Source organism: Streptomyces iakyrus (genome assembly GCF_000717055.1).
Classification (GTDB): domain Bacteria; phylum Actinomycetota; class Actinomycetes; order Streptomycetales; family Streptomycetaceae; genus Streptomyces; species Streptomyces iakyrus.
Genome location: NZ_JNXI01000014.1, coordinates 142,033 through 160,834, shown reverse-complemented (window position 1 = coordinate 160,834; position 18,802 = coordinate 142,033). Strand labels below are relative to the sequence as shown.

The following is an 18,802-nucleotide window of genomic DNA, read 5'->3' as shown; positions in this document are numbered from 1 at the left end:
CCCCGATCCACCCCCGCCAGGCGTATCCTCGCGCCCCGCCCGGCGGTTCGGACCCCTCAGTACCTCGGATGCACCAGCGTCGACGCCGGCAGCCCCGCGATCCGCGTGCCGCGCGCCGCCCGCTCGCCCGCGGCGAGGGACGCCTCCGTCAGGACGCTGGGCCGCGGCCCGGCCGGGTCGAGCGCCGGGCGCGGTTCCGTGCGGGCGGCCAGGACGAAACCCCAGTCCCGGGGCGCCCGGGAACGGTCGGCGGGGGTGCGGTCGGGCCCTGCGGCGGAAGCCGTGTGGCGGCCCCCCATGCCGTACGGGGCGGTGCGCAGGCCGGCCGCGCGCACGGTCGCCTCGACCGTCCAGTACGTCCTCGGACCCGCCGTCACCGGCCCGGCGTGCACCACGAGCCGGCCGCCGGGGGCCAGCACGCGCCGCGCGAGACCGTAGAACTCCTGCGAGTAGAGCTTCGTACTCGCCGTGATGCCCGGGTCCGGCAGGTCCGAGACAACCACGTCGTACGTAGCCGGGGTCGCCCCGCGCAGCCAGCCGAAGGCGTCCTCGGTCGTCACGTGCACGCGCCGGTCACCGAACGCGTGCCGGTTGAGAGCGGACAGGGCCGGATCGGTGCGGGCCAGCCGGACGACCTCGGCGTCGAGTTCGACGACGTCCACCCGAGCCACGCCCGGGTACCGCAGCACCTCACGTGCCGCGAGGCCGTCCCCGCCACCGAGGATCAGCACGCGCGCGTGCGGGCCGCTCATGGCCGGGTGGACGAGGGCCTCGTGGTAGCGCAGTTCGTCGCGTCCGCTGACCCGCAGCCGGCCGTCGAAATACATGTCGAGGGGCCGTCCGTCCGTGCCGCCGACGAGGACCACCTCCTTCACCCCGGTCCGGAGCGCCACGCGGACGTCCCCGCCGTACACCGCCTGCCGCGCGGCCCGTTCGAAGTCGTCGACGAGGACGGCGGCCGTGGCGAGGATCGTGAGGACGAGGGCGTTGCCGAGCAGCAGCAGCCACCGGGCGCGCCGGGTCAGGTCGCGGCGGAACAGCCCGAGCACCAGCGCGCCGCCGACGACCGCGTTGACCGCGCCGGTGAGCAGGGCCCCGGTCAACTGCCCGAGGAACGGCAGCAGGAGGAAGGGAAAGGCGAGGCCGCCGACGAGGGCACCGACGTAGTCGGCGGCGGACAGGTCGGCCACCGCGCCGCCCGCGTCCTGACGGCGGATGCGCTGGATCAGCTCCATCAGCAGCGGGACTTCGGCGCCGATGAGCAGCCCGGTGGCGAGGGAGAAGGCGACCAGCAGGCAGCGCGGCCCGTTGGCCCACACCCCACCCCAGTCGCCGGTCCAGGCGAACACCGCGTACAGGGCCATCGCGCTGCACCCGCCGACGAGGGCGAGGGTGGCCTCGACGGCGCCGAAGCCGGCCGCGGCGAGCGGGCGCAGCCGCTTCGCGCCGAGGGATCCGATGCCCATCGCGAAGACCATGACGGACAGCACGACGGACGCCTGGGTGACGGAGTCGCCCATCAAGTACGAGGCGAGCGCGACGAGTTCGAGCTCGTACACGAGTCCGCAGGCCGCACAGACGAACACGCCCGCGAGGACCAGGAACCGCCCGGTGCCGGGCCGGACGGGCAGTCGCGCCGGGCCGGTGGGGTCGCCCGGGGCGCTCCGGGGCGGCGGGCAACCGGGCAGGGCGGGCGCGTGCGGCTCGATCACGCTGCGACGTTACGTCACGCCTCGACTGCGGTTCGTCACCCACACGTGTGGTGCTGGTTTACAGAGGCCGGATATCGGTACGAGATCGGGTTTGCCTCGTGTGGTGTGAGGGGTTCGTTTCGACGGGCCGGACCGTGGCGGGCCGGCCTGCCGACCCGCCGGCCTGCCGGCCACGGTCAGTTGGCGAGAACCCCCGCCGGCACACGCACCCCCACCTTCGTGCGGGTCGCCACCAACTGCCCGTCCTGCGGGTAGGCGTGCCAGGTGCGCCAGTGCACCTGCCCTTCGTGGTGCTGGGCAAGCAGGGCCGTGAAGGCGTACGGGCTGCCGGGGAAGACGCCGGCGAGGCCGTGCGGATGGTCGGAGACGAGGGCCAGCAACTCCTGGGCGCGGCCTGCGAAGGAGCCGGGCGAGAGGACCTCGACCCGGGCCGCGAACTCGTACTCCCAGTCGTCCACGCGCTTGGCGACACCGAGCGGCAGCGGGGTGCTGCTGCCCGCGATGCACGCCACCGTCTCCGAGCAGATGCCCCGCTCCTCCTCCAGCAGAACCTGGTGGGACGCGCCGAGGAGTCGCAACTGCAGTTTGGTGTCCGCCAGTTCGAGGTCGAGCGCGGCCAGTGCGGGAAGCGGCTCGCGCCCCAGGGCCCACGCGAGATCGGCCGCGCGCGTGTCGGTGTAGGAGGTGTTCAGGGTCGTGAGCATGGATCGGCTCCGCAAGCACACAAGGAAAGGGAGGTGGGTCCGCTGCGCCCCGGGCGCACCGGGGGATGTCGGCCCGGGTCAAACCGGTCGGCCGGTTTCAGAAGGTCCGCAGAACGTCCGAGGGGCTGCGTCGGTGACTTAGGGAATCATGAACGATGGCGCCGCCACAGCGTTTTTACCCAAGTTCGTAGGGTTTCCATCCCTCAGAGGGCTCCACAGCTCAGCTGTTCAACTACGGCGTGCGCCGGTGCCGGAGAGGCGTGCGCCGGTGCGCCGTGCCACACGTCCGGGAGCCGGGACGCACGGGAGCCCGTGTTTCCGGCCGCCGGCCCTGAATGGTCGCCTTACCGGCCCCAGTTGCGGGGCCGACCCTCCGACCCCCGCCCTACGGGAAACAAGTTGTCCTACAGGCAGGGAAGGTTGCCCGGATGCACCCGAAGCCGCCCGACAGCAGTTCGAGTGACCGTCCGTCCGGGAGCGCCGGACAGGACGACGCGGGGCCCGCCCAGGTGCGGACCCCGCGTCTCGGTGGAGGCGGCTCCCCCGTGGTGAGGACGGCCGACGTCAGTCAGCTGCCTCCGCCGCCGCAGCCACCGCCACCACCCCCGCAGGACGACCCGCCTCCGCAGGACGAGCCGCCGCCGCAGGAGTGCCCCCCGCGGTGTCCGTCGCCGGCGGAGGAGCCGGAGTCTCCCCCGCCGGCCCACCAGCTGCCGCTGTCGCTGTCACTGCTGCGGCTGCCGCTGCCCGAACCGGTGGACGCCCACGCCCCGCGACGCGTCGTCCGCCGGGTACCGCCCCTGCGGGCCTGGGAGACCAGCGCCCCGATCAGTACGACTCCGACCACCGCCAGGATGATGCCGACGATCATGGCGTCACCCTCCTTTCATTCCCCCGAAGCGGCCCCCCGTGGGCGCCTCGCTCTTGCGTGAGGCGGTGATGCCCGGCCCCGGATCGGGCCAACACAAAGTTGAGGAACTCCAGAGCTTCGGCGCAGGATGACCGGCATGACCTCCAGCGCGCGCCCCCTCCTGAACCGCCGGCTCGCCGAGTTCGGGACGACGATCTTCGCCGAGATGTCGGCCCTGGCCCTGAGTACCGGCGCCATCAACCTCGGGCAGGGCTTCCCCGACACCGACGGCCCCGAGGAGATCCGGGAGGCCGCCGTACGGGCTCTGCGGGACGGCCGCGGCAACCAGTACCCACCGGGGCCCGGCGTCCCCGAGCTGCGGACCGCTGTCACCGCCCATCAGCAGCGCCGCTACGGGCTGTCCTACGACCCCGACACGGAGGTCCTGGTCACCGCGGGCGCCACGGAGGCCATCGCCGCCGCTCTGCTGGCCCTGGTGGAGCCCGGGGACGAGGTGATCGCCTTCGAGCCGTACTACGACTCCTACGCGGCGTGCATCGCGATGGCCGGCGGGCGCCGGGTGCCGGTCACCCTGCGGGCGCACGAGGACGAGGGCCGGTTCCGGCTCGACCTCGACGAACTGCGCGACGCCGTCACGGACCGCACCCGGCTGCTGCTGATCAACACCCCGCACAACCCGACCGGCACGGTCCTCACCCGCGAGGAGCTGGCCGCGATCGCCGAACTGGCCGTGGAGCGCGATCTGCTGGTGGTGACGGACGAGGTGTACGAGCACCTGGTCTTCGACGACGCCGAGCACGTGCCCCTGGCGACGTTCCCGGGGATGCGCGAGCGCACCCTCACCATTTCGAGCAGCGGGAAGACGTTCTCGTTCACCGGCTGGAAGGTCGGCTGGGTGACGGGGGACCCGGAGCTGGTCACGGCCGTGCGCTCGGCGAAGCAGTACCTGACGTACGTCTCGGCGGGCCCGTTCCAGTACGCGGTGGCCGAGGCCCTCTCGCTGCCCGAGGCGTACTTCACCGGCTTCCGCGCCGACATGCTGTCCAAGCGGGACCTGCTGGCGGCGGGCCTGGCGGAGGCGGGCTTCCGGGTCTTCCGCACCTCGGGCACCTACTTCATCACCACCGACATCCGCCCCCTCGGCGAAACGGACGGCTTCACCTTCTGCCGCGGCCTGCCGGAACGCGCCGGGGTCGTCGCCATCCCCAACGCCGTCTTCTACGACCACCGCGAGGAGGGCGCCCCCTTCGTGCGGTTCGCGTTCTGCAAGCGGACTGAGGTACTTCAGGAGGCCGTGAAGCGCCTGAAGGCGTAGCTCGGGCCGCATGGCAGGGCGCCTCGTCGAAGCGCGCCCGCATGATCGGATGACAGGTTCTTCAAAGGTTCTTCATCACCTCCGGCCTACGTTCGGGGTGCCCGCCGCGCCCGCGGTCGGGTCCGGATGGAGGCGGGAGAACCCATGAGGACGAACCGGGTGCTGATGGCCGTGGTGACGGCGTCGGTCATGGCGATCACCCTGGTCGGCTGCGGCGACGAGGGCGACACCCCGAAGGTCCCTACGGCCGGCGGCGACAAGGCGTCCGGCAAGACGGCCGCGCCGGGCGCCGGCGACGAGGTGACCGCGTATGTGAGCGCCCAGCGCGAGTGGGTGAAGTGTTTACGGGAGAACGGGGTCGACGCCCCCGACCCGGACGCCAAGGGGCAGGTCGACTTCGGCAACAACGCGGCGCTGAAGAAGGACACGAAGTTCCTGAACGCCTCCGAGAAATGCGCCTCGCTCAAGGCGGCCGTCCCCGAGGGCCTGGAGAACGCCAACCAGCCCAAGCTCACCCCCGAGCAGATCAAGGTCAAGCGCGACTACGCCGCCTGCATGCAGAAGAACGGCGCCCCCGACTTCCCCGATCCCGGTCCCGACGGGACCGCGCAGGGCTCCGAGTGGGACCAGACGTCGGCGGGAGCCAAGCGTGCCACCCGCGTCTGCGCTCCGATCATCGGTGACCCGGTGGACCGGCCCGAGGGCCAGGGCTGACGATGACGGAGACGGTCATGCAGACCGAGCACGAGCGCGGGGCGGCCCCCGCGCCGCCGCCGCGCGGTCGGCGCGGCCGGCGTACGGTCCTGGTGGCCTCGGCTCTGGTCGTCGTGGCGGCGGTCGCCGTGGTCGGTGCGCTGGGCCTCGGCGGAGACGGCGCGGAGGACGGCTCCTCCGCCCCGCCCCGCTCGGGCTCCACCGTCCCGGTCACCCGGGCAACGCTGACGGAACGCACCACGGTGGACGGCCAGTTGGGCTACGGCACTGAGATACCGTTGCCCGTCAAGTCGACGGGCACCGTGACGTGGCTGCCCGCGGAGGGCAGGACGGTGGAGCGCGGTGGCACTCTGCTGCGCGTCGACGACCGGCCGGTGGTGCTGCTGTACGGGACACTGCCGATGTACCGGGACCTGGGCCCGACCGCGGGCACCCGCCAGGACGCCGGGACCGAGGGGGACGCCCAGGACAAGGGCGACCAGGGCCGCACGGACGACACCTCCGGCGCCCCCGCTCCCTCCGGATCGCCGACGCCGGGTGGCGCCGGGGCCGGGGCCGGAGAGACAGGGGGCACCCTGCGCGGGATGGACGTCCTGCAGTTCGAGAGCAATCTCGCCGCTCTCGGCTACACCGGCTTCACCGTCGACGAGAAGTTCACCGACCTCACCGCCCGGGCGGTCAAGCGCTGGCAGGCATCCCTCGGGCTTCCCCAGACCGGCACGGTCGGCGTCGGGGACGTCGTCTACTCCGCCGGCAAGGTGCGGATCGGTCACGCGGGCGTCCGGCTCGGCTCGGCGGTCACCGAGGACGTCCTCACGTACACCGGCACGTCGCGGAAGGTCGTCGTCAACGCGTCGGCGGCGGAGGACTCCTGGGCCGTGCGCGGCGCCGCCGTCACGGTCGGGCTGCCCGACGGGAAGTCGGTGAAGGGCGAGGTGGCCTCGGTGGGGAAGAAGGCGACCGCCCCCGAGGAGGGCGGCGGGGACGGTGGCTCCGGGGCACCGACGGTACCGGTGACCATCACCATCAAGGACCAGAAGGCCGTGGGAAGGCTGGAGAGCGCGCCGGTCACCGTCGAGTACGTGGGGCGAGAGCGGGCGGACGTCCTCACCGTCCCGGTCGCCGCGCTGGTCGCCCTCGCCGAGGGCGGCCACGGACTGGAGACCGCGGACGGCCGGTTCGTCGCGGTGAAGACCGGGCTCTTCGCCGACGGCCGGGTCGAAGTGAGCGGAAGCGCGGTTCGCGAGGGCATGAAGGTGAGGATCCCCGAGTGAGCGGAGCGTCGGCGGTCGTGGAGTTCGACGCGGTCTCCAAGACGTACCCCGGAGGTGTGGCGGCGGTACGGGACGTGACCTTACGCATCGGGCGCGGCGAACTCGTCGCGGTCGTCGGCCCGTCGGGCTCGGGCAAGTCCAGCATGCTGAACCTCATGGGCAGCCTCGACCGGCCCTCCGCCGGGCGGGTGCTGGTCGACGGCCACGACGTGGCGAAGCTGACGGACCGTGAGGTGTCGGCGCTGCGGGCCACCCGGATCGGCTTCGTCTTCCAGCAGTTCCATCTGGCGGTGGGGGTTCCCGTCCTGGACTCGGTGGCCGACGGGCTGCTGTACGCCGGGGTCCCGCTGCGCCGCCGCCGGGCCAGGGCGGCGGTGGCACTGGAACGGGTCGGCCTCAGCCACCGCGTCCACCACCTCCCGCACCAGCTGTCCGGCGGCGAGCGCCAGCGGGTGGCGGTGGCCCGGGCGGTGATCGGCGAACCGGCGGTCCTGCTGGCGGACGAGCCGACCGGGAACCTGGACTCCGCTTCCGGGGAGGCGGTCCTCGGTCTGCTGCGCGAGCTGCACGCCGCCGGGACCACGGTCGTGATCATCACCCACGACCGGGAGATCGCGGCCGGCCTGCCCCGCCGTATCGAGATGCGCGACGGCCGCGTGGTAGCGGACACCGCGGACTCGGACGTGCCGAGGGAGGCGGTCCGATGACCGACGGTACGACGAACGGCCTCCCCCGTGACGACGCCCCACCCACCCTGCCGTCCGGCACCCGCGGGGACGCCGGACGGGGCCGCGGACGAGCGAGCGGTGCCGTCGGTGGCACGGACGGCCGGCTGCGGGCCGCCCGCCTCGGTCCCCAGGACGTCGTGCGGCTCGGCGGGACCGGGCTGCGGACTCGTCCCCTGCGGGTCTTCCTCTCCGCGCTCGGGATCGCCATCGGCGTCGCCGCCATGATCGCGGTGGTCGGAATCTCCGGCTCCGGCCGGGCGGAGGTGGACCGCCGACTCGACGCGCTCGGCACCAATCTGCTGCGGGTCGCCCCCGGCGACACACTCGACGGCACAGAGGCGAAGCTGCCCCACGAGGCAGTCCCGATGATCGGCCGCGTCCCGCCCGTGCAGCAGGTCGCCGCCACCGGCGCGACCGACGCGCACATCTACCGCAACGAGCACATCGCCATCGGCCGCACCGGCTCCCTCGAGGTCCTCGCGGCCGGCACGGACCTGCTGCCGGCAGTCGGCGGCCACGTCCGCCGGGGCCGCTGGCTGGATTCGGCGACCGAAAATTACCCGGCGGTCGTGCTCGGCTCCACGGCCGCGGGCCGGCTCGATGTGTACACACCGGGAACCCGGGTCTGGCTCGGCGGCCGCTGGTTCTCCCTCGTCGGCGTCCTCGATCCCGTACCGCTCGCGCCGGAGCTCGACAGCGCGGCGCTGGTCGGCTGGCCGGCGGCCCGGACGTACCTGCGCTTCGACGGCCATCCGTCGACGGTCTACGTCCGCGCCGAGGACAGCCAGATCACGGAGGTGCGGGCCGTGCTGCCGGCCACGGCGTACCCCGAGAAGCCGGGGCAGGTCCGGATCTCCCGGCCCTCCGACGCGCTCGCCGCCCGCGAGGCCACCGAGTCGGCCCTGACCGGGCTGCTGCTCGGCCTCGGTGGCGTGGCGCTGCTCGTCGGTGGCGTCGGGGTCGGAAACACGATGGTCATCTCGGTCCTGGAGCGGCGCCCCGAGATCGGCCTGCGCCGGGCGCTGGGGGCGACCCGCGGCCAGATCCGGACCCAGTTCGTGACGGAGTCGCTGCTGCTGTCGCTCATCGGCGGCCTCGGCGGGACGGTGCTGGGGACGGCGATCACGGCGGTCTACGCCCTCAGCCGCGACTGGCCGACGGTCGTCCCGGCGTGGGCGAGTGCGGCGGGGATCGGCTGCACCCTGGTCATCGGCATGATCGCCGGACTGTATCCGGCGGTACGGGCGAGCCGGCTGTCACCGACGGAGGCCCTGTCCGGCTCCTGAGCGGCCCGTCCCTCGCACGCGTCAGGGGCGGCCTCGGCGAGACCGCCCCTGACGAACCATCAGTCCTGCCGGCCCACCACTCCTCAGGGAGGGCCGGCGAGCGTACTAGAAGCCGCAGTAGACGAGGCTGCCGCCGTCGCTCAGCAGGTCGTCGCGGACCCAGCCGGACGTACCGGTGGTGTCGTTCCGGAGGTACGTCCACGTCTCACTGGTGTTGCCGATGCGCGTGTAGCAGTGGTAGTCGAGGCGGTGGGTGTTGTAGGCGATGCCGTTGCTGGCACAGCTGGTGCTGGATCCGCTTCTCTCGTTGGCTCCGTTGGCCGTCCTGTTCCAGGCGCTGCTGTCCATGTCGGAGGCGGTCCTGCCGCAGGACGCGGCCGCGGTCGCCGGGGTGGAGAGGGCGAGCGGGACGGCCATGGCCACCGCCGCCAGGGCGGGTACGACAGCCGCGATTCGACGCTTCATTTCTGAACCCCCATGAATGCGTTCTCTGGCGGCACTGCTTCCCCAGGCCGTTGAATGACACCTGAGTGAAACAGCGACCACTGCACCGATCGGTGTGCAAGTGGCGTCCGTACGATCACAGCCGAAAAGACACTGAAGAAATCATTCCACCCGCAAGCGTCCAATTACTGCCCATGAGAGACCGAAAACACCGGAAGAGGAAATGCGCCATTCCACTGTCCATTCGACCGGAAGCGCCCCCTTGACGAGCATCCGGCGCCCGCACCTCACAGCTCCCAGTGGTGGCACGCGATGAGCTTCCGGCTTCGGGTGCTCGGCCTGCTGATGCTGGTCGCGATGGCCGCCACCGCCGCCACCGGCTGGTTGACCCTGCGTCAGGCGAACCGCCAGGTCCAGGAGAGTGTCACCGCGGGACGGCAGGAGGTCTCCCGGATCACCGGCGACCTCCGCGCGTACGGGTTCGCGCACGGCACCTGGGAAGGCCTCTCGCCGACGGTGAGCCGCCTGGCCAAGGACACCGGCCAGCGCATCCGGGTCGCCACCGAGAACGACGTCCTGCTCGCCGACTCCGACGCGCTCGAGGGCCGTCCCCCCCGCCCGGTGAGCAACCAGCCGCCCGTGCTGGTCGACCCGCGTCCCCTCCTGCGGATCCCCGCGCGACAGCTGCCGCGGACCTCGATGAAGCTGACGGCGACCGCGATCGCCCAGTACCGCGCCGAAGCGGTGTACGCGGCCTGTCTGACCCGGGCGGGGGCCGAGGTGACGGCCCGGCCGGACGACACCGGCGTGCCGCGGATCAGCGCAGAGCGCCGGCCGGAACAGTGCGAGGAGCCGGAAGGCGAACCGGACCCGCGAACTCCGCAGGACCTGGAGGCGATCCGGACCTGCGAGTCGGAGCAGCAGTTCACCACCTGCCTGCGGCGCGTGTTCAACGAGCGCGTGGGCTCAGCCGCCCCGCCACGCCTGGTGATCCGTATCGGCGTCCGGGACGAGTCCCCGCCCGCCCTGGCCGCGGCACCCACGATGGCCGTCGCAGGCGGCGTCGCCCTCGCCGCCGTGCTCGCCGCGCTGCTCCTGAGCCGGGCGGTGCTGCGCCCGGTCCGTGCCATGACCCTGGCTGCCGGGGGGCTGGGCGAGGGAGACCTGGGGCGGCGGGTGCCCGTCTCCGGCCGGGACGAGATCGCCCAACTCGGCCGTGCCTTCAACCGGATGGCGGAGTCCATACAGGCCGGCGAGGAACGCCAGCGCCGCCTCACCGGTGACATCGCCCACGAGCTGCGCACTCCGCTGGCCAATCTGCGCGGCTATCTGGAGGCTTTGCGGGACGGGGTCGTCGAGCCGACCCCGGAGCTCCTCGATTCCCTCCACGAGGAGGCACTGCTCCAGCAGCGAATCGTCGACGACCTACAGGATCTCGCGCTGGCGGAGGCCGGAGCGCTCACCTACCACCGGGTGCGCGTCGACCTGCGCGAGCTCCTCGAAGCCGCCGGCACGGCTCACCGTGCCCAGGCCGACGCGGCAGGTGTCGCGCTACGGCTGGAGGCGCCGCGGCCGGTGGACGTCGTCGCCGACGCCGACCGACTGCGGCAGGTCGTCGGCAACCTGGTCGGCAACGCGCTGAGGGCCACGGCACCGGGCGGCACGGTGACACTGGCCCTGGCCCGGCACGGCGATCTCGCCTTCCTCCAGGTGCGGGACACCGGAAAGGGAATACCCGCCGAGGACCTGCCGCATCTCTTCGACCGCTTCTGGCGGGCGGACGCGGCACGGGGCCGCGACACCGGAGGAAGTGGCCTGGGGCTGTCCATCGCCCGCCAGATCGTGACCGACCACCAGGGGACGATCGCCGTGGAGAGCACCGTCGGCGTCGGCACGACCTTCACCGTCACTCTCGCCACGACCGGGCCGTCGGCCGACGCCGGCTGATCGACCCGGTCGACAACCCGCCCGCTCGCGTGATCCGGACGGCAGACCTAGCCGTCCACCATGCGGTATCCCCGGCCGTACACGGTCTCCAGATGGCGCGGCCTGGCGGGGTCGTCCCCCAGCTTCCGGCGCAGGTTGCGCACATGGGCGTCCACCGTGCGTTCGAGTACGTCGCTGTCGAAACCGAAGGCGCGCTCGATGATCTGGGCCCGGGTGAACACCCGCCCCGGCTCGCGGGCCAGAGCCTCCAGTATCGAGAACTCCTTGGAGGTCAGCGCCACCGGACGGCCTGCCACCCGGACCTCGAAGCGGGCGGTGTCCAGTTCGACCGCGCCGACCCGCAGCACCTCGCTTCCGGCCGGGCCACCTTTCCTGGAGCGCCGCAACAGCGCCCGTACGCGCGCGGTGAGTTCCCGGGGACTGTACGGCTTGGTGAGATAGTCGTCGGCCCCCAGATCGAGGCCGAGGAGCATGTCCTCCTCGGTGCTGCGCGCGGTCAGCAGCAGAATCGGTACCTCGTGGGCCTCGGCACGCAGAATGCGGCATACGTCGAGCCCGTCGACGAGCGGCAGCATCACATCGAGCACGATGAGATCCGGCCCCGTCGAACGCGCCCGTTCCAGCGCTGCCCGGCCGTCGGCCACGACCTGCACGGTGTTGCCTTCCCGTTCCAGATAAATCCGGATGAGACGAGATTGTTTTTCGTCATCTTCAGCGACCAGGATGCGCGCGCTCAACGATTCTCCTCAGCGAGGCCCTGCACGATTCCAGCGCCGTTGATATCAACACGCCTCCGGAATTCCCACCTCCGGAAATTGCCGGGCCGGCCGCACTCGCTGCCCGAGTGGCACTTCACCGGCTTCCGCGCCGACGTGCGGCGTCAGCCGGTCTCCCCCTCGGGCTCCGGGCGCGGGAGCTCGTCGAGGTCGAGGGTGAAGGTGCGGCCGTCGGCCAGGGGGATGGGGAGCTTGCCCGTGCCGTACTTATGGGTGTGCGCCGCGATGTAGCCGCTGCCGGTCGGCTGGGTGTGGAGGACGACTTCCTGGGTGTAGGGGTCCACCACCAGGTAGACAGGGATGCCGTAGCGGCCGTACTTCGCGGTGCAGTCGTCGTAGTCCTTGCGCGCGGAAGAGGTCGAGACGACCTCGGAGATCAGCAGGACGTCCTCGAAGCTGTAGCGCTTGCCCTCCCGGCGGGCGTCTTCGCGGAGAATCGCAAGATCGGGAGCGGAGTTCTCGTCGGCGGGGAAGTCGATGTACACGTCGGAGGCGGTCTTCGCATGGCGTCCGAGGGACACGATCGTGTCGTACTGCATCGACTTGATCGTGCTGGAGTGCTCGAAGCTCTGCGGAGTCATGATCACCTTTCCGTCAGCTCCGAACAGGACCGTGTATCCCTTGGGGAACTCGGTGTTCATGATCGCGTCGACGCTCATGGACGGCTCCTTCCCGTGTGTGGTCAGGATACGGCGGACAGCGCGTGTCACCGGCCCCGGCGGGGGCCGTTGCAGTACGCGGTGACCGGGGCCCTCTGCCGCCCGAGTCGTAGGACAGCTCGCACACCCGCTCAGCCGGCCGTGCGCAGGTGTTCCTCACCGAGCCGGTCCCGGCAGCTCCGGCAGTGTCCGGGCTCCGCGGCGCGGAAGGCGCGCTCGCAGCCGTCGCAGGTCTGGAAGGGCAGGACGACCGGGCGCTCGACATCCAGAGGGAGCGGCGCGGGGAGTGGCATGGGCAACGGGGTTTCCCGGAGGCGGAAGGCCAGGACGCTTGCCGGGCGAACCCGGAAGCGGTCGGGGAGCCTCACGGTCAGCAGCTCGGTGATCTCCCGCGGCCCGACCCCGGCCGCCAGCCACTCGGTGACGGCCGGTGCCAGTCGGGCGGCCTCCTGCGCGGACAGGACCAAGCGGGGGTCGACCCGGCGCAGGGCGGTCAGTACGGCGACCGCCTCGGGGTCGGCGTCGGCGAGGGCGGGTGCCGGGCTCCCGGGTTCCTCCGGAGCCGGGGCGGACGCCGCTTCCCGTCGGGTTTCCGGGACGGTGGACCGCTTCCGTGGCCGGGGCTCCGGCGGCTCGGGCGGGTCCTCAGGGCCTTCACCGCGCGGTACGGCGTAGAAGTACGTCCGGGTACGCACCTGCCCGGTGGGCGTCCGTTCGCGGCGGCGCTCCAGGTATCCGGCCGCTTCGAGGTCCCTGAGCGCCCGCGAGATGAGGATCTCGCCCTCGCTGAAGTGCTCGCACAAGGCGGTGATGGTCACGGGGGAGCCGTCGGGGAGGGAGGCGATGTACGCCGCGACGCCGATCGTGACCGCGCTGCCGCGCCGCTGGGCGAGGGCGTTGGAGATCACCGTGAAGTCGGCCGTCAGCCGGGTGCGTACGTGGATCACGCCGGTAGTCGGAGCTCCGGCGCCGGCGCGCAGGCGCGCGTTAGACTGCGGGTCAGCCATCGGGAAGGCGTTCACTTCCTGATCGGTCAGGCCCTCGTTCGGGATTGCCGTCCCGGCCGGGGGCCGTATCTGTTTGCGGTTGTCGCGGCGAACGTAACGGTCCGTGTCCCACCCCCGCAAGCTGGTCACTCGGACGGGTGACGCCCGCCTTCCGGCGCGGGGAGGGTGGGTGGGCGGGTAGTTCTGTCCCCGGTTCTTTCAGGAGGTCAGCGGCCGACCGGACCCTCGCCGACAAGGGCCCGGTGGATCCGAGAAGACAGACGGCGCGTGCAGCGCGTACCCGTTCATACGCGCCGACGCGCCGTGGCCCCGGCGGGGGACCTACTCGTCGTCCTCGGGCTTCTCCGCCTCGTTGATCTCCTCTTCGAGACCGAGCTGCTCGATGAGCCACTTGTCGAACTCGATCGCCGCGCGCACCCAGCTGACCGTCGAGGAGACGAAGTGCTCCAGGCTCACGCCCATGCCGATCAGCATCTGAGCCTCGCCGATCAGGCGGACCGTGCCGTCGTCGTGGGTGTGGCTGTAGACCTTGGGCCACAGGGTGCGGCGGTTCCAGTCGTCGATGGACTCGAGGATCTGCGGCTTGGCCTCGATCTCGTGGGGCCGGTCGTAGAACGTCCGCACGGAGAAGACCTGCTGGTCTCCCTCTCCCCGGAACATGAAGTAGGTGCGGAACTGCTCCCACGGCGCCGCGAGGTCACCCTCGTCGTCGACGACGTACTTGAGCTCCATCTGGTCGAGGAGCTGCTTCACGAGGTCCTGATCCGGGACGACGGGGCCGGCCGGGCCGCCGGGCTGCGGCTCGGGCTGGCCCCCGAAGTTCGGAATCGAGGACGGGTCGATGGTCACCGTGAATTTCCCTTCGTACGGATTCCGCCATCCTCCCCCATGCGGGGAGGGGGGTGGCAAGCCCCGACAGACCCTGTCAGCCCTGGGCTGACACGATCCGGTCAACTGCAACCTCCGGGTACCCCGGATCGTCCTCCTGAGCAGCCGACAAAGGGAGCGCAGTCATGCAGGCAGGGGGCCGAGGCCATACCCGGTGGGGCATCGTCCTGCCGTTCCTGGCACTGCCGGTCGTCGTCCTCGGCGTCCTGATCACCGGCCTGTTTCTGTGGGCCTGGTCGGACGACGACGGCACCCGTACGGGAGCGGCGGCGACGGTCCCCTGCACCGAGGCCCTGGCCTTCGGCGCCGCCGAGCGACCCGCGCCCGCCCGCGCCCACGACTGCACCGTGCAGCGGGGCATCGACACGTCGTACGCGGCGGTGCTGCGGATGCCGCGCGAGGACGTCCGCGACTGGCTGCGCGAGACGTACCCGAACGCCCCGGAGCCCCGCACGGGCGGCGGCGCCTGCGGGGCGCTCTGCCTCGACGTGACCCACGAGAACGGCCTCCCCGGCACGGCGGAGGCACATGTCGTGCAGGTGAGGGTCGAGTACGAGAACACCGAGACCGCGCTGGTGCGCTTCTCGGCGTTCACGATGTGACCGGGGACGGTCCTACAGCGTCTTGCCCGTGACAGGGCCGACCAGGAGACCGTCCTCGAAGCGGTCGACCCGGACCGTGTCGCCGTCCTTGATCTCCCCGGACAGGATCTCCTTGGCGAGCCGGTCGCCGATGGCGGACTGGACGAGCCGCCGCAGCGGCCGGGCGCCGTACGCCGGGTCCATGCCCTCCTCCGCGAGCCACGCCAGGGCCTCGGGCGTGATGTCCAGGGTGAGGCGCCGCTCGGCGAGCCGCTTGGCCAGCCGCTCCAGCTGGAGCTTGGCGATCCGCTCCAGTTCGGGCTTGGTCAGCGCGGCGAAGACGACCAGGTCGTCGAGGCGGTTGAGGAACTCCGGCTTGAAGGAGCTGCGCACCACCTCCAGCACCTGCTCCTTCTTCTCGGCCTCGCTGGTGATCGGGTCCACCAGGAACTGGCTGCCGAGGTTGGAGGTCAGCACCAGGATCGTGTTGCGGAAGTCGACCGTGCGGCCCTGGCCGTCCGTCAGACGGCCGTCGTCCAGCACCTGGAGCAGGATGTCGAAGACCTCGGGGTGGGCCTTCTCCACCTCGTCCAGCAGGACGACCGAGTAGGGCCGCCTGCGCACGGCCTCGGTGAGCTGGCCGCCCTCCTCGTAGCCGACGTAGCCGGGCGGGGCGCCGACCAGCCGGGCCACGCTGTGCTTCTCGCTGTACTCCGACATGTCGATGCGGACCATCGCCCGCTCGTCGTCGAAGAGGAAGTCGGCGAGGGCCTTTGCCAGTTCGGTCTTGCCGACGCCGGTGGGGCCCAGGAAGAGGAACGAGCCGGTGGGCCGGTCGGGATCGGCGATCCCGGCACGGGAGCGCCGCACGGCGTCGCTCACCGCCCGTACGGCCTCGGTCTGGCCGATGAGCCGCTTGCCGATCTCGTCCTCCATGCGCAGCAGCTTCTGCGTCTCGCCCTCCATCAGCCGCCCGGCGGGGATGCCGGTCCAGGAGGCGACGACGTCGGCGATGTCGTCGGCGCCGACCTCCTCCTTGACCATGGTGTCCTTGGCAACCTCCTCCTCGGCCTCGGAGGCGGCCTCCAGCTCCTTCTCCAGGGCGGGGATCTCGCCGTAGAGCAGCTTGGAGGCGGTGTCGAAGTCGCCGTCGCGCTGGGCGCGTTCGGCCTGGCCGCGGATCTCGTCGAGGCGTTCCTTCAGCTCACCGACGCGGTTGAGGGACTGCTTCTCCTTCTCCCAGCGGGCGGTGAGGCCGCGCAGCTCCTCCTCCTTGTCGGCGAGGTCGCGGCGCAGCTTCTCCAGGCGCTCGCGGGAGGCCGCGTCGGTCTCCTTGCCGATCGCCAGCTCCTCCATCTTCAGCCGGTCGACGGCGCGCTGGAGTTCGTCGATCTCGACGGGCGAGGAGTCGATCTCCATGCGCAGACGTGAGGCCGCCTCGTCGACGAGGTCGATGGCCTTGTCGGGCAGGAAGCGGGAGGTGATGTACCGGTCGGAGAGCGACGCGGCGGCGACGAGCGCGCTGTCGGCGATCTGCACCTTGTGGTGGGCCTCGTAGCGGCCCTTGAGCCCGCGCAGGATCGCGATGGAGTCCTCGACGGTCGGCTCGGCGACCAGCACCTGCTGGAAGCGCCGCTCCAGGGCGGGGTCCTTCTCGATCCGCTCGCGGTACTCGTCGAGGGTCGTGGCACCGACCATGCGCAGCTCGCCGCGGGCCAGCATCGGCTTCAGCATGTTGCCGGCGTCCATGGCGGAGTCGCCGCCCGCGCCGGCCCCGACGACCGTGTGCAGCTCGTCGATGAAGGTGATGATCTGTCCGTCGGAGTCCTTGATCTCGGCGAGGACGGTCTTCAGCCGCTCCTCGAACTCGCCCCGGTACTTCGCGCCCGCGACCATGGCGCCGAGGTCGAGCGCGACGAGCCGCTTGTCCTTCAGCGACTCGGGCACGTCGCCCTTGACGATCCGCTGGGCGAGCCCCTCGACGACGGCGGTCTTGCCGACGCCGGGCTCGCCGATGAGGACGGGGTTGTTCTTCGTACGGCGGGACAGGACCTGCACGACGCGGCGGATCTCCTGGTCCCGGCCGATGACCGGGTCGAGCCTGCCCTCCCGCGCGGCGGCGGTGAAGTCCGTCCCGAACTTCTCCAGGGCCTTGTACTGCCCCTCGGGGTCGGCCGTGGTCACCCGGCGCTGTCCCCGCGTCTTCTGGAAGGCGGCCTGGAGCTTCTTGGCGTCGGCCCCTTGCTGGGACAGCACCTCTCCGGCCGCGCCGCCCTTCGCGGCGAGTGCGATCAGGAGGTGCTCGGTGGAGAGGTACTCGTCCCCCAGGTCCTTGGCGCGGGCCTGCGCGTCGGCGACGACGGCCAGCATCTCGCGGTTGGGCTGGGGCGGCGCGACGGTCGACCCGGTCACGCTCGGCAGCCCGGCGAGCACGCGCTCGGCCCCGGCGCGCACGGCGGCCTGGTCGGCGTCGACCGCGGCGAGCAGGTCGGTGATGTTCTCGTTGTCCTGTCCCTGGAGCAGCGCGAGCAGCAGATGGGCCGGGGTGAGGTCGGGGTGCCCCTCGGTCACGGCCCGGTTGCTGGCAGCGTTGATCGCATCCCGGCTCCGGTTGGTCAGCTCGGCGTCCACGTTCGCGTTCTCCTCCTTGCACTGACCCGAACGGCTTGCACAAAGTTGAGTCTAGTGCACTCAAGGACGGTTCCGGGAGGTTCGGGGGTCTAAGTTCCGGGGCATGGCGACCAAGTACTCCGTCGACCCCGGCGCTCCGGACCCGTCGTATCTCAGCTTCTGGCGGGAGCGGCACCTGTGCACCCTGACGACTCCCCGCCCGGACGGCACTCCGCATCTGGTACCCGTCGGCGTCACATACGATCCCGAGGCCCGGCTGGCTCGGGTGATCACCAACCGGGCGAGCGCGAAGGTGCGGTACGTGCGGGCGGCCGGGGACCAGGGGGCGGCCGTCGCCGTCTGCCAGCTGGAGGGCCGCCGCTGGGCGACGCTGGAGGGCCGGGCCTTCGTCCGCGACGAGCCGCACCGGGTGGCCGAGGCGGAGCGGCGCTACGCGGAGCGCTACGGCAGGACGCCGTCGCCGAACCCGGCGCGCGTGGTGATCGAGATCCACCTGACGCGGGCGATGGGGCGGGGTTGAGCGAAGTGAAAATCCACGCCGGTGATCGATGGGATCCGGCCACCACCGCATGCGGTCGATACCCGGAAATATCCCTGAAAACTGCAGCGGCGTCACCGTGTTCAGGTCACGGTGACGCCGCTGCGGGGGGAAGCACCTGAGCGATCTGTTACGACGGGGGAATCGCGTCAGGCACTGCGGGGGGTGGCAGAGATGGTCCTCGGGGCAGGGGAGTCGGCCTCCACCTGCTGGTGGTCCCGTTGGTCCAGGTTCACAAAGATCATTCCGTACCGTACGGCGCACCGCACCGGCTGCGGCGCCCCCCGAGGCCGCCGCAGACACCGGTAAGCCCGTACGTCCTCGTCCTCGTCCCGCGTGACGACCACCGGCTCGCCGAACACGGTCACCATCAACGAGTCGCCGCTGTGGGGGATGGCGGTGACCAGGTCGATGAAGTGCCAGCCGGAGCGGTAGGCAGTGGCCATCTCGCGGCGGAAGGAGCGGTCGTCGGGTGGAGTGGTCACATCAACGCTCCGAGTCCACGACGATCGCCGGCCAATGACTGTCCGCCAGGACATCACTCTTGACATCGCCCATGACGCTCGCCGGCCAGTGACTGTCCGCCCGGGTATCACCCTTCGCGCCGGAGTAACCCATCACTCCGATGACAGCGACGGCAGAGAGAGCGGCAGCAAGCACCGAGCGAAGCAGTCTCTTGCGCATAGTCGGCTTCGTCCTCACTTGTGAGTCTCCTCTTCCCCCGTCA

The 18,802-nt window shown here is 71.5% G+C and carries 18 protein-coding genes; 8 read left to right on the top strand and 10 right to left on the bottom strand.

The features are described from left to right. Window positions 1-56: 56 nt before the first annotated feature. From OO68_RS22040 to OO68_RS46890, 3 genes are all read right to left on the bottom strand, one after another. Window positions 57-1,712 carry a polyamine aminopropyltransferase gene (locus OO68_RS22040; protein WP_033310129.1) on the bottom strand — a complete coding sequence of 552 codons (1,656 nt, stop codon included), beginning with the start codon at window positions 1,710-1,712 and terminating at the stop codon, window positions 57-59. Window positions 1,713-1,888: 176 nt separating this feature from the next. After that, a complete protein-coding gene (locus OO68_RS22035; protein WP_033310128.1) occupies window positions 1,889-2,416 on the bottom strand; it encodes a DUF2617 family protein in 528 nt (175 codons plus the stop codon). 568 nt (window positions 2,417-2,984) lie between these two features. Continuing rightward, window positions 2,985-3,287 (bottom strand): hypothetical protein, encoded by a 303-nt coding sequence (locus OO68_RS46890; RefSeq protein WP_033310127.1) that lies wholly within the window; start codon window positions 3,285-3,287, stop codon window positions 2,985-2,987. A 127-nt stretch (window positions 3,288-3,414) separates the two neighbouring features. Between OO68_RS46890 and OO68_RS22025 the strand changes: the two genes are divergently transcribed. The 5 genes from OO68_RS22025 (at window position 3,415) to OO68_RS22005 (ending at window position 8,604) form a co-directional block, all read left to right on the top strand. Further along, complete coding sequence (locus OO68_RS22025) at window positions 3,415-4,602, top strand: pyridoxal phosphate-dependent aminotransferase (protein WP_033310126.1); 1,188 nt, start codon at window positions 3,415-3,417, stop codon at window positions 4,600-4,602. A 144-nt stretch (window positions 4,603-4,746) separates the two neighbouring features. Continuing rightward, entirely contained in the window at window positions 4,747-5,316 is a 570-nt protein-coding gene (locus tag OO68_RS22020) for a hypothetical protein (protein WP_033310125.1), read from the top strand. Window positions 5,317-5,333: 17 nt separating this feature from the next. After that, complete coding sequence (locus OO68_RS22015) at window positions 5,334-6,590, top strand: peptidoglycan-binding protein (protein WP_245237107.1); 1,257 nt, start codon at window positions 5,334-5,336, stop codon at window positions 6,588-6,590. After that, complete coding sequence (locus OO68_RS22010; protein WP_033310123.1) at window positions 6,587-7,297, top strand: ABC transporter ATP-binding protein; 711 nt, start codon at window positions 6,587-6,589, stop codon at window positions 7,295-7,297. The genes OO68_RS22015 and OO68_RS22010 overlap by 4 nt, the downstream gene beginning before the upstream one ends. Next, complete coding sequence (locus tag OO68_RS22005; protein WP_245237105.1) at window positions 7,294-8,604, top strand: ABC transporter permease; 1,311 nt, start codon at window positions 7,294-7,296, stop codon at window positions 8,602-8,604. Before OO68_RS22010 ends, OO68_RS22005 begins: the two co-directional genes overlap by 4 nt. A gap of 105 nt (window positions 8,605-8,709) precedes the next feature. On the opposite strand, the gene OO68_RS22000 is transcribed toward OO68_RS22005, so the two are convergent. Beyond that, entirely contained in the window at window positions 8,710-9,069 is a 360-nt protein-coding gene (locus OO68_RS22000) for a hypothetical protein (RefSeq protein WP_033310122.1), read from the bottom strand. 291 nt (window positions 9,070-9,360) lie between these two features. Between OO68_RS22000 and OO68_RS21995 the strand changes: the two genes are divergently transcribed. After that, window positions 9,361-10,995, top strand: coding sequence for an ATP-binding protein (locus OO68_RS21995; RefSeq protein ID WP_033310121.1), 1,635 nt, complete (start codon window positions 9,361-9,363; stop codon window positions 10,993-10,995). Between the two features lie 47 nt (window positions 10,996-11,042). Here OO68_RS21995 and OO68_RS21990 read toward each other — a convergent pair whose 3' ends face one another. The 4 genes from OO68_RS21990 to OO68_RS21975 form a co-directional block, all read right to left on the bottom strand. Beyond that, a complete protein-coding gene (locus OO68_RS21990) occupies window positions 11,043-11,732 on the bottom strand; it encodes a response regulator transcription factor (RefSeq protein WP_033310120.1) in 690 nt (229 codons plus the stop codon). Window positions 11,733-11,875: 143 nt separating this feature from the next. Next, complete coding sequence (locus OO68_RS21985; protein WP_033310119.1) at window positions 11,876-12,430, bottom strand: Uma2 family endonuclease; 555 nt, start codon at window positions 12,428-12,430, stop codon at window positions 11,876-11,878. A 131-nt stretch (window positions 12,431-12,561) separates the two neighbouring features. Next, entirely contained in the window at window positions 12,562-13,437 is an 876-nt protein-coding gene (locus OO68_RS21980; RefSeq protein WP_078625416.1) for a hypothetical protein, read from the bottom strand. 321 nt (window positions 13,438-13,758) lie between these two features. Continuing rightward, window positions 13,759-14,286 carry a YbjN domain-containing protein gene (locus OO68_RS21975; RefSeq protein WP_033310117.1) on the bottom strand — a complete coding sequence of 176 codons (528 nt, stop codon included), beginning with the start codon at window positions 14,284-14,286 and terminating at the stop codon, window positions 13,759-13,761. 164 nt (window positions 14,287-14,450) lie between these two features. Here OO68_RS21975 and OO68_RS21970 point away from each other — a divergent pair, with 164 nt between their 5' ends. Further along, a complete protein-coding gene (locus OO68_RS21970) occupies window positions 14,451-14,927 on the top strand; it encodes a hypothetical protein (protein ID WP_033310116.1) in 477 nt (158 codons plus the stop codon). 12 nt (window positions 14,928-14,939) lie between these two features. Here the strand turns inward: OO68_RS21970 and clpB are convergent, their stop codons facing one another. Further along, window positions 14,940-17,537 (bottom strand): ATP-dependent chaperone ClpB, encoded by a 2,598-nt coding sequence (gene clpB / locus OO68_RS21965; protein ID WP_033310115.1) that lies wholly within the window; start codon window positions 17,535-17,537, stop codon window positions 14,940-14,942. 103 nt (window positions 17,538-17,640) lie between these two features. Here clpB and OO68_RS21960 point away from each other — a divergent pair, with 103 nt between their 5' ends. Continuing rightward, window positions 17,641-18,057, top strand: a complete 417-nt coding sequence (locus tag OO68_RS21960) for a pyridoxamine 5'-phosphate oxidase family protein (protein WP_033310114.1) — start codon at window positions 17,641-17,643, stop codon at window positions 18,055-18,057. A 167-nt stretch (window positions 18,058-18,224) separates the two neighbouring features. On the opposite strand, the gene OO68_RS21955 is transcribed toward OO68_RS21960, so the two are convergent. Continuing rightward, a complete protein-coding gene (locus OO68_RS21955) occupies window positions 18,225-18,560 on the bottom strand; it encodes a Rieske (2Fe-2S) protein (protein WP_031142435.1) in 336 nt (111 codons plus the stop codon). Between the last annotated feature and the right edge of the window lie 242 nt (window positions 18,561-18,802).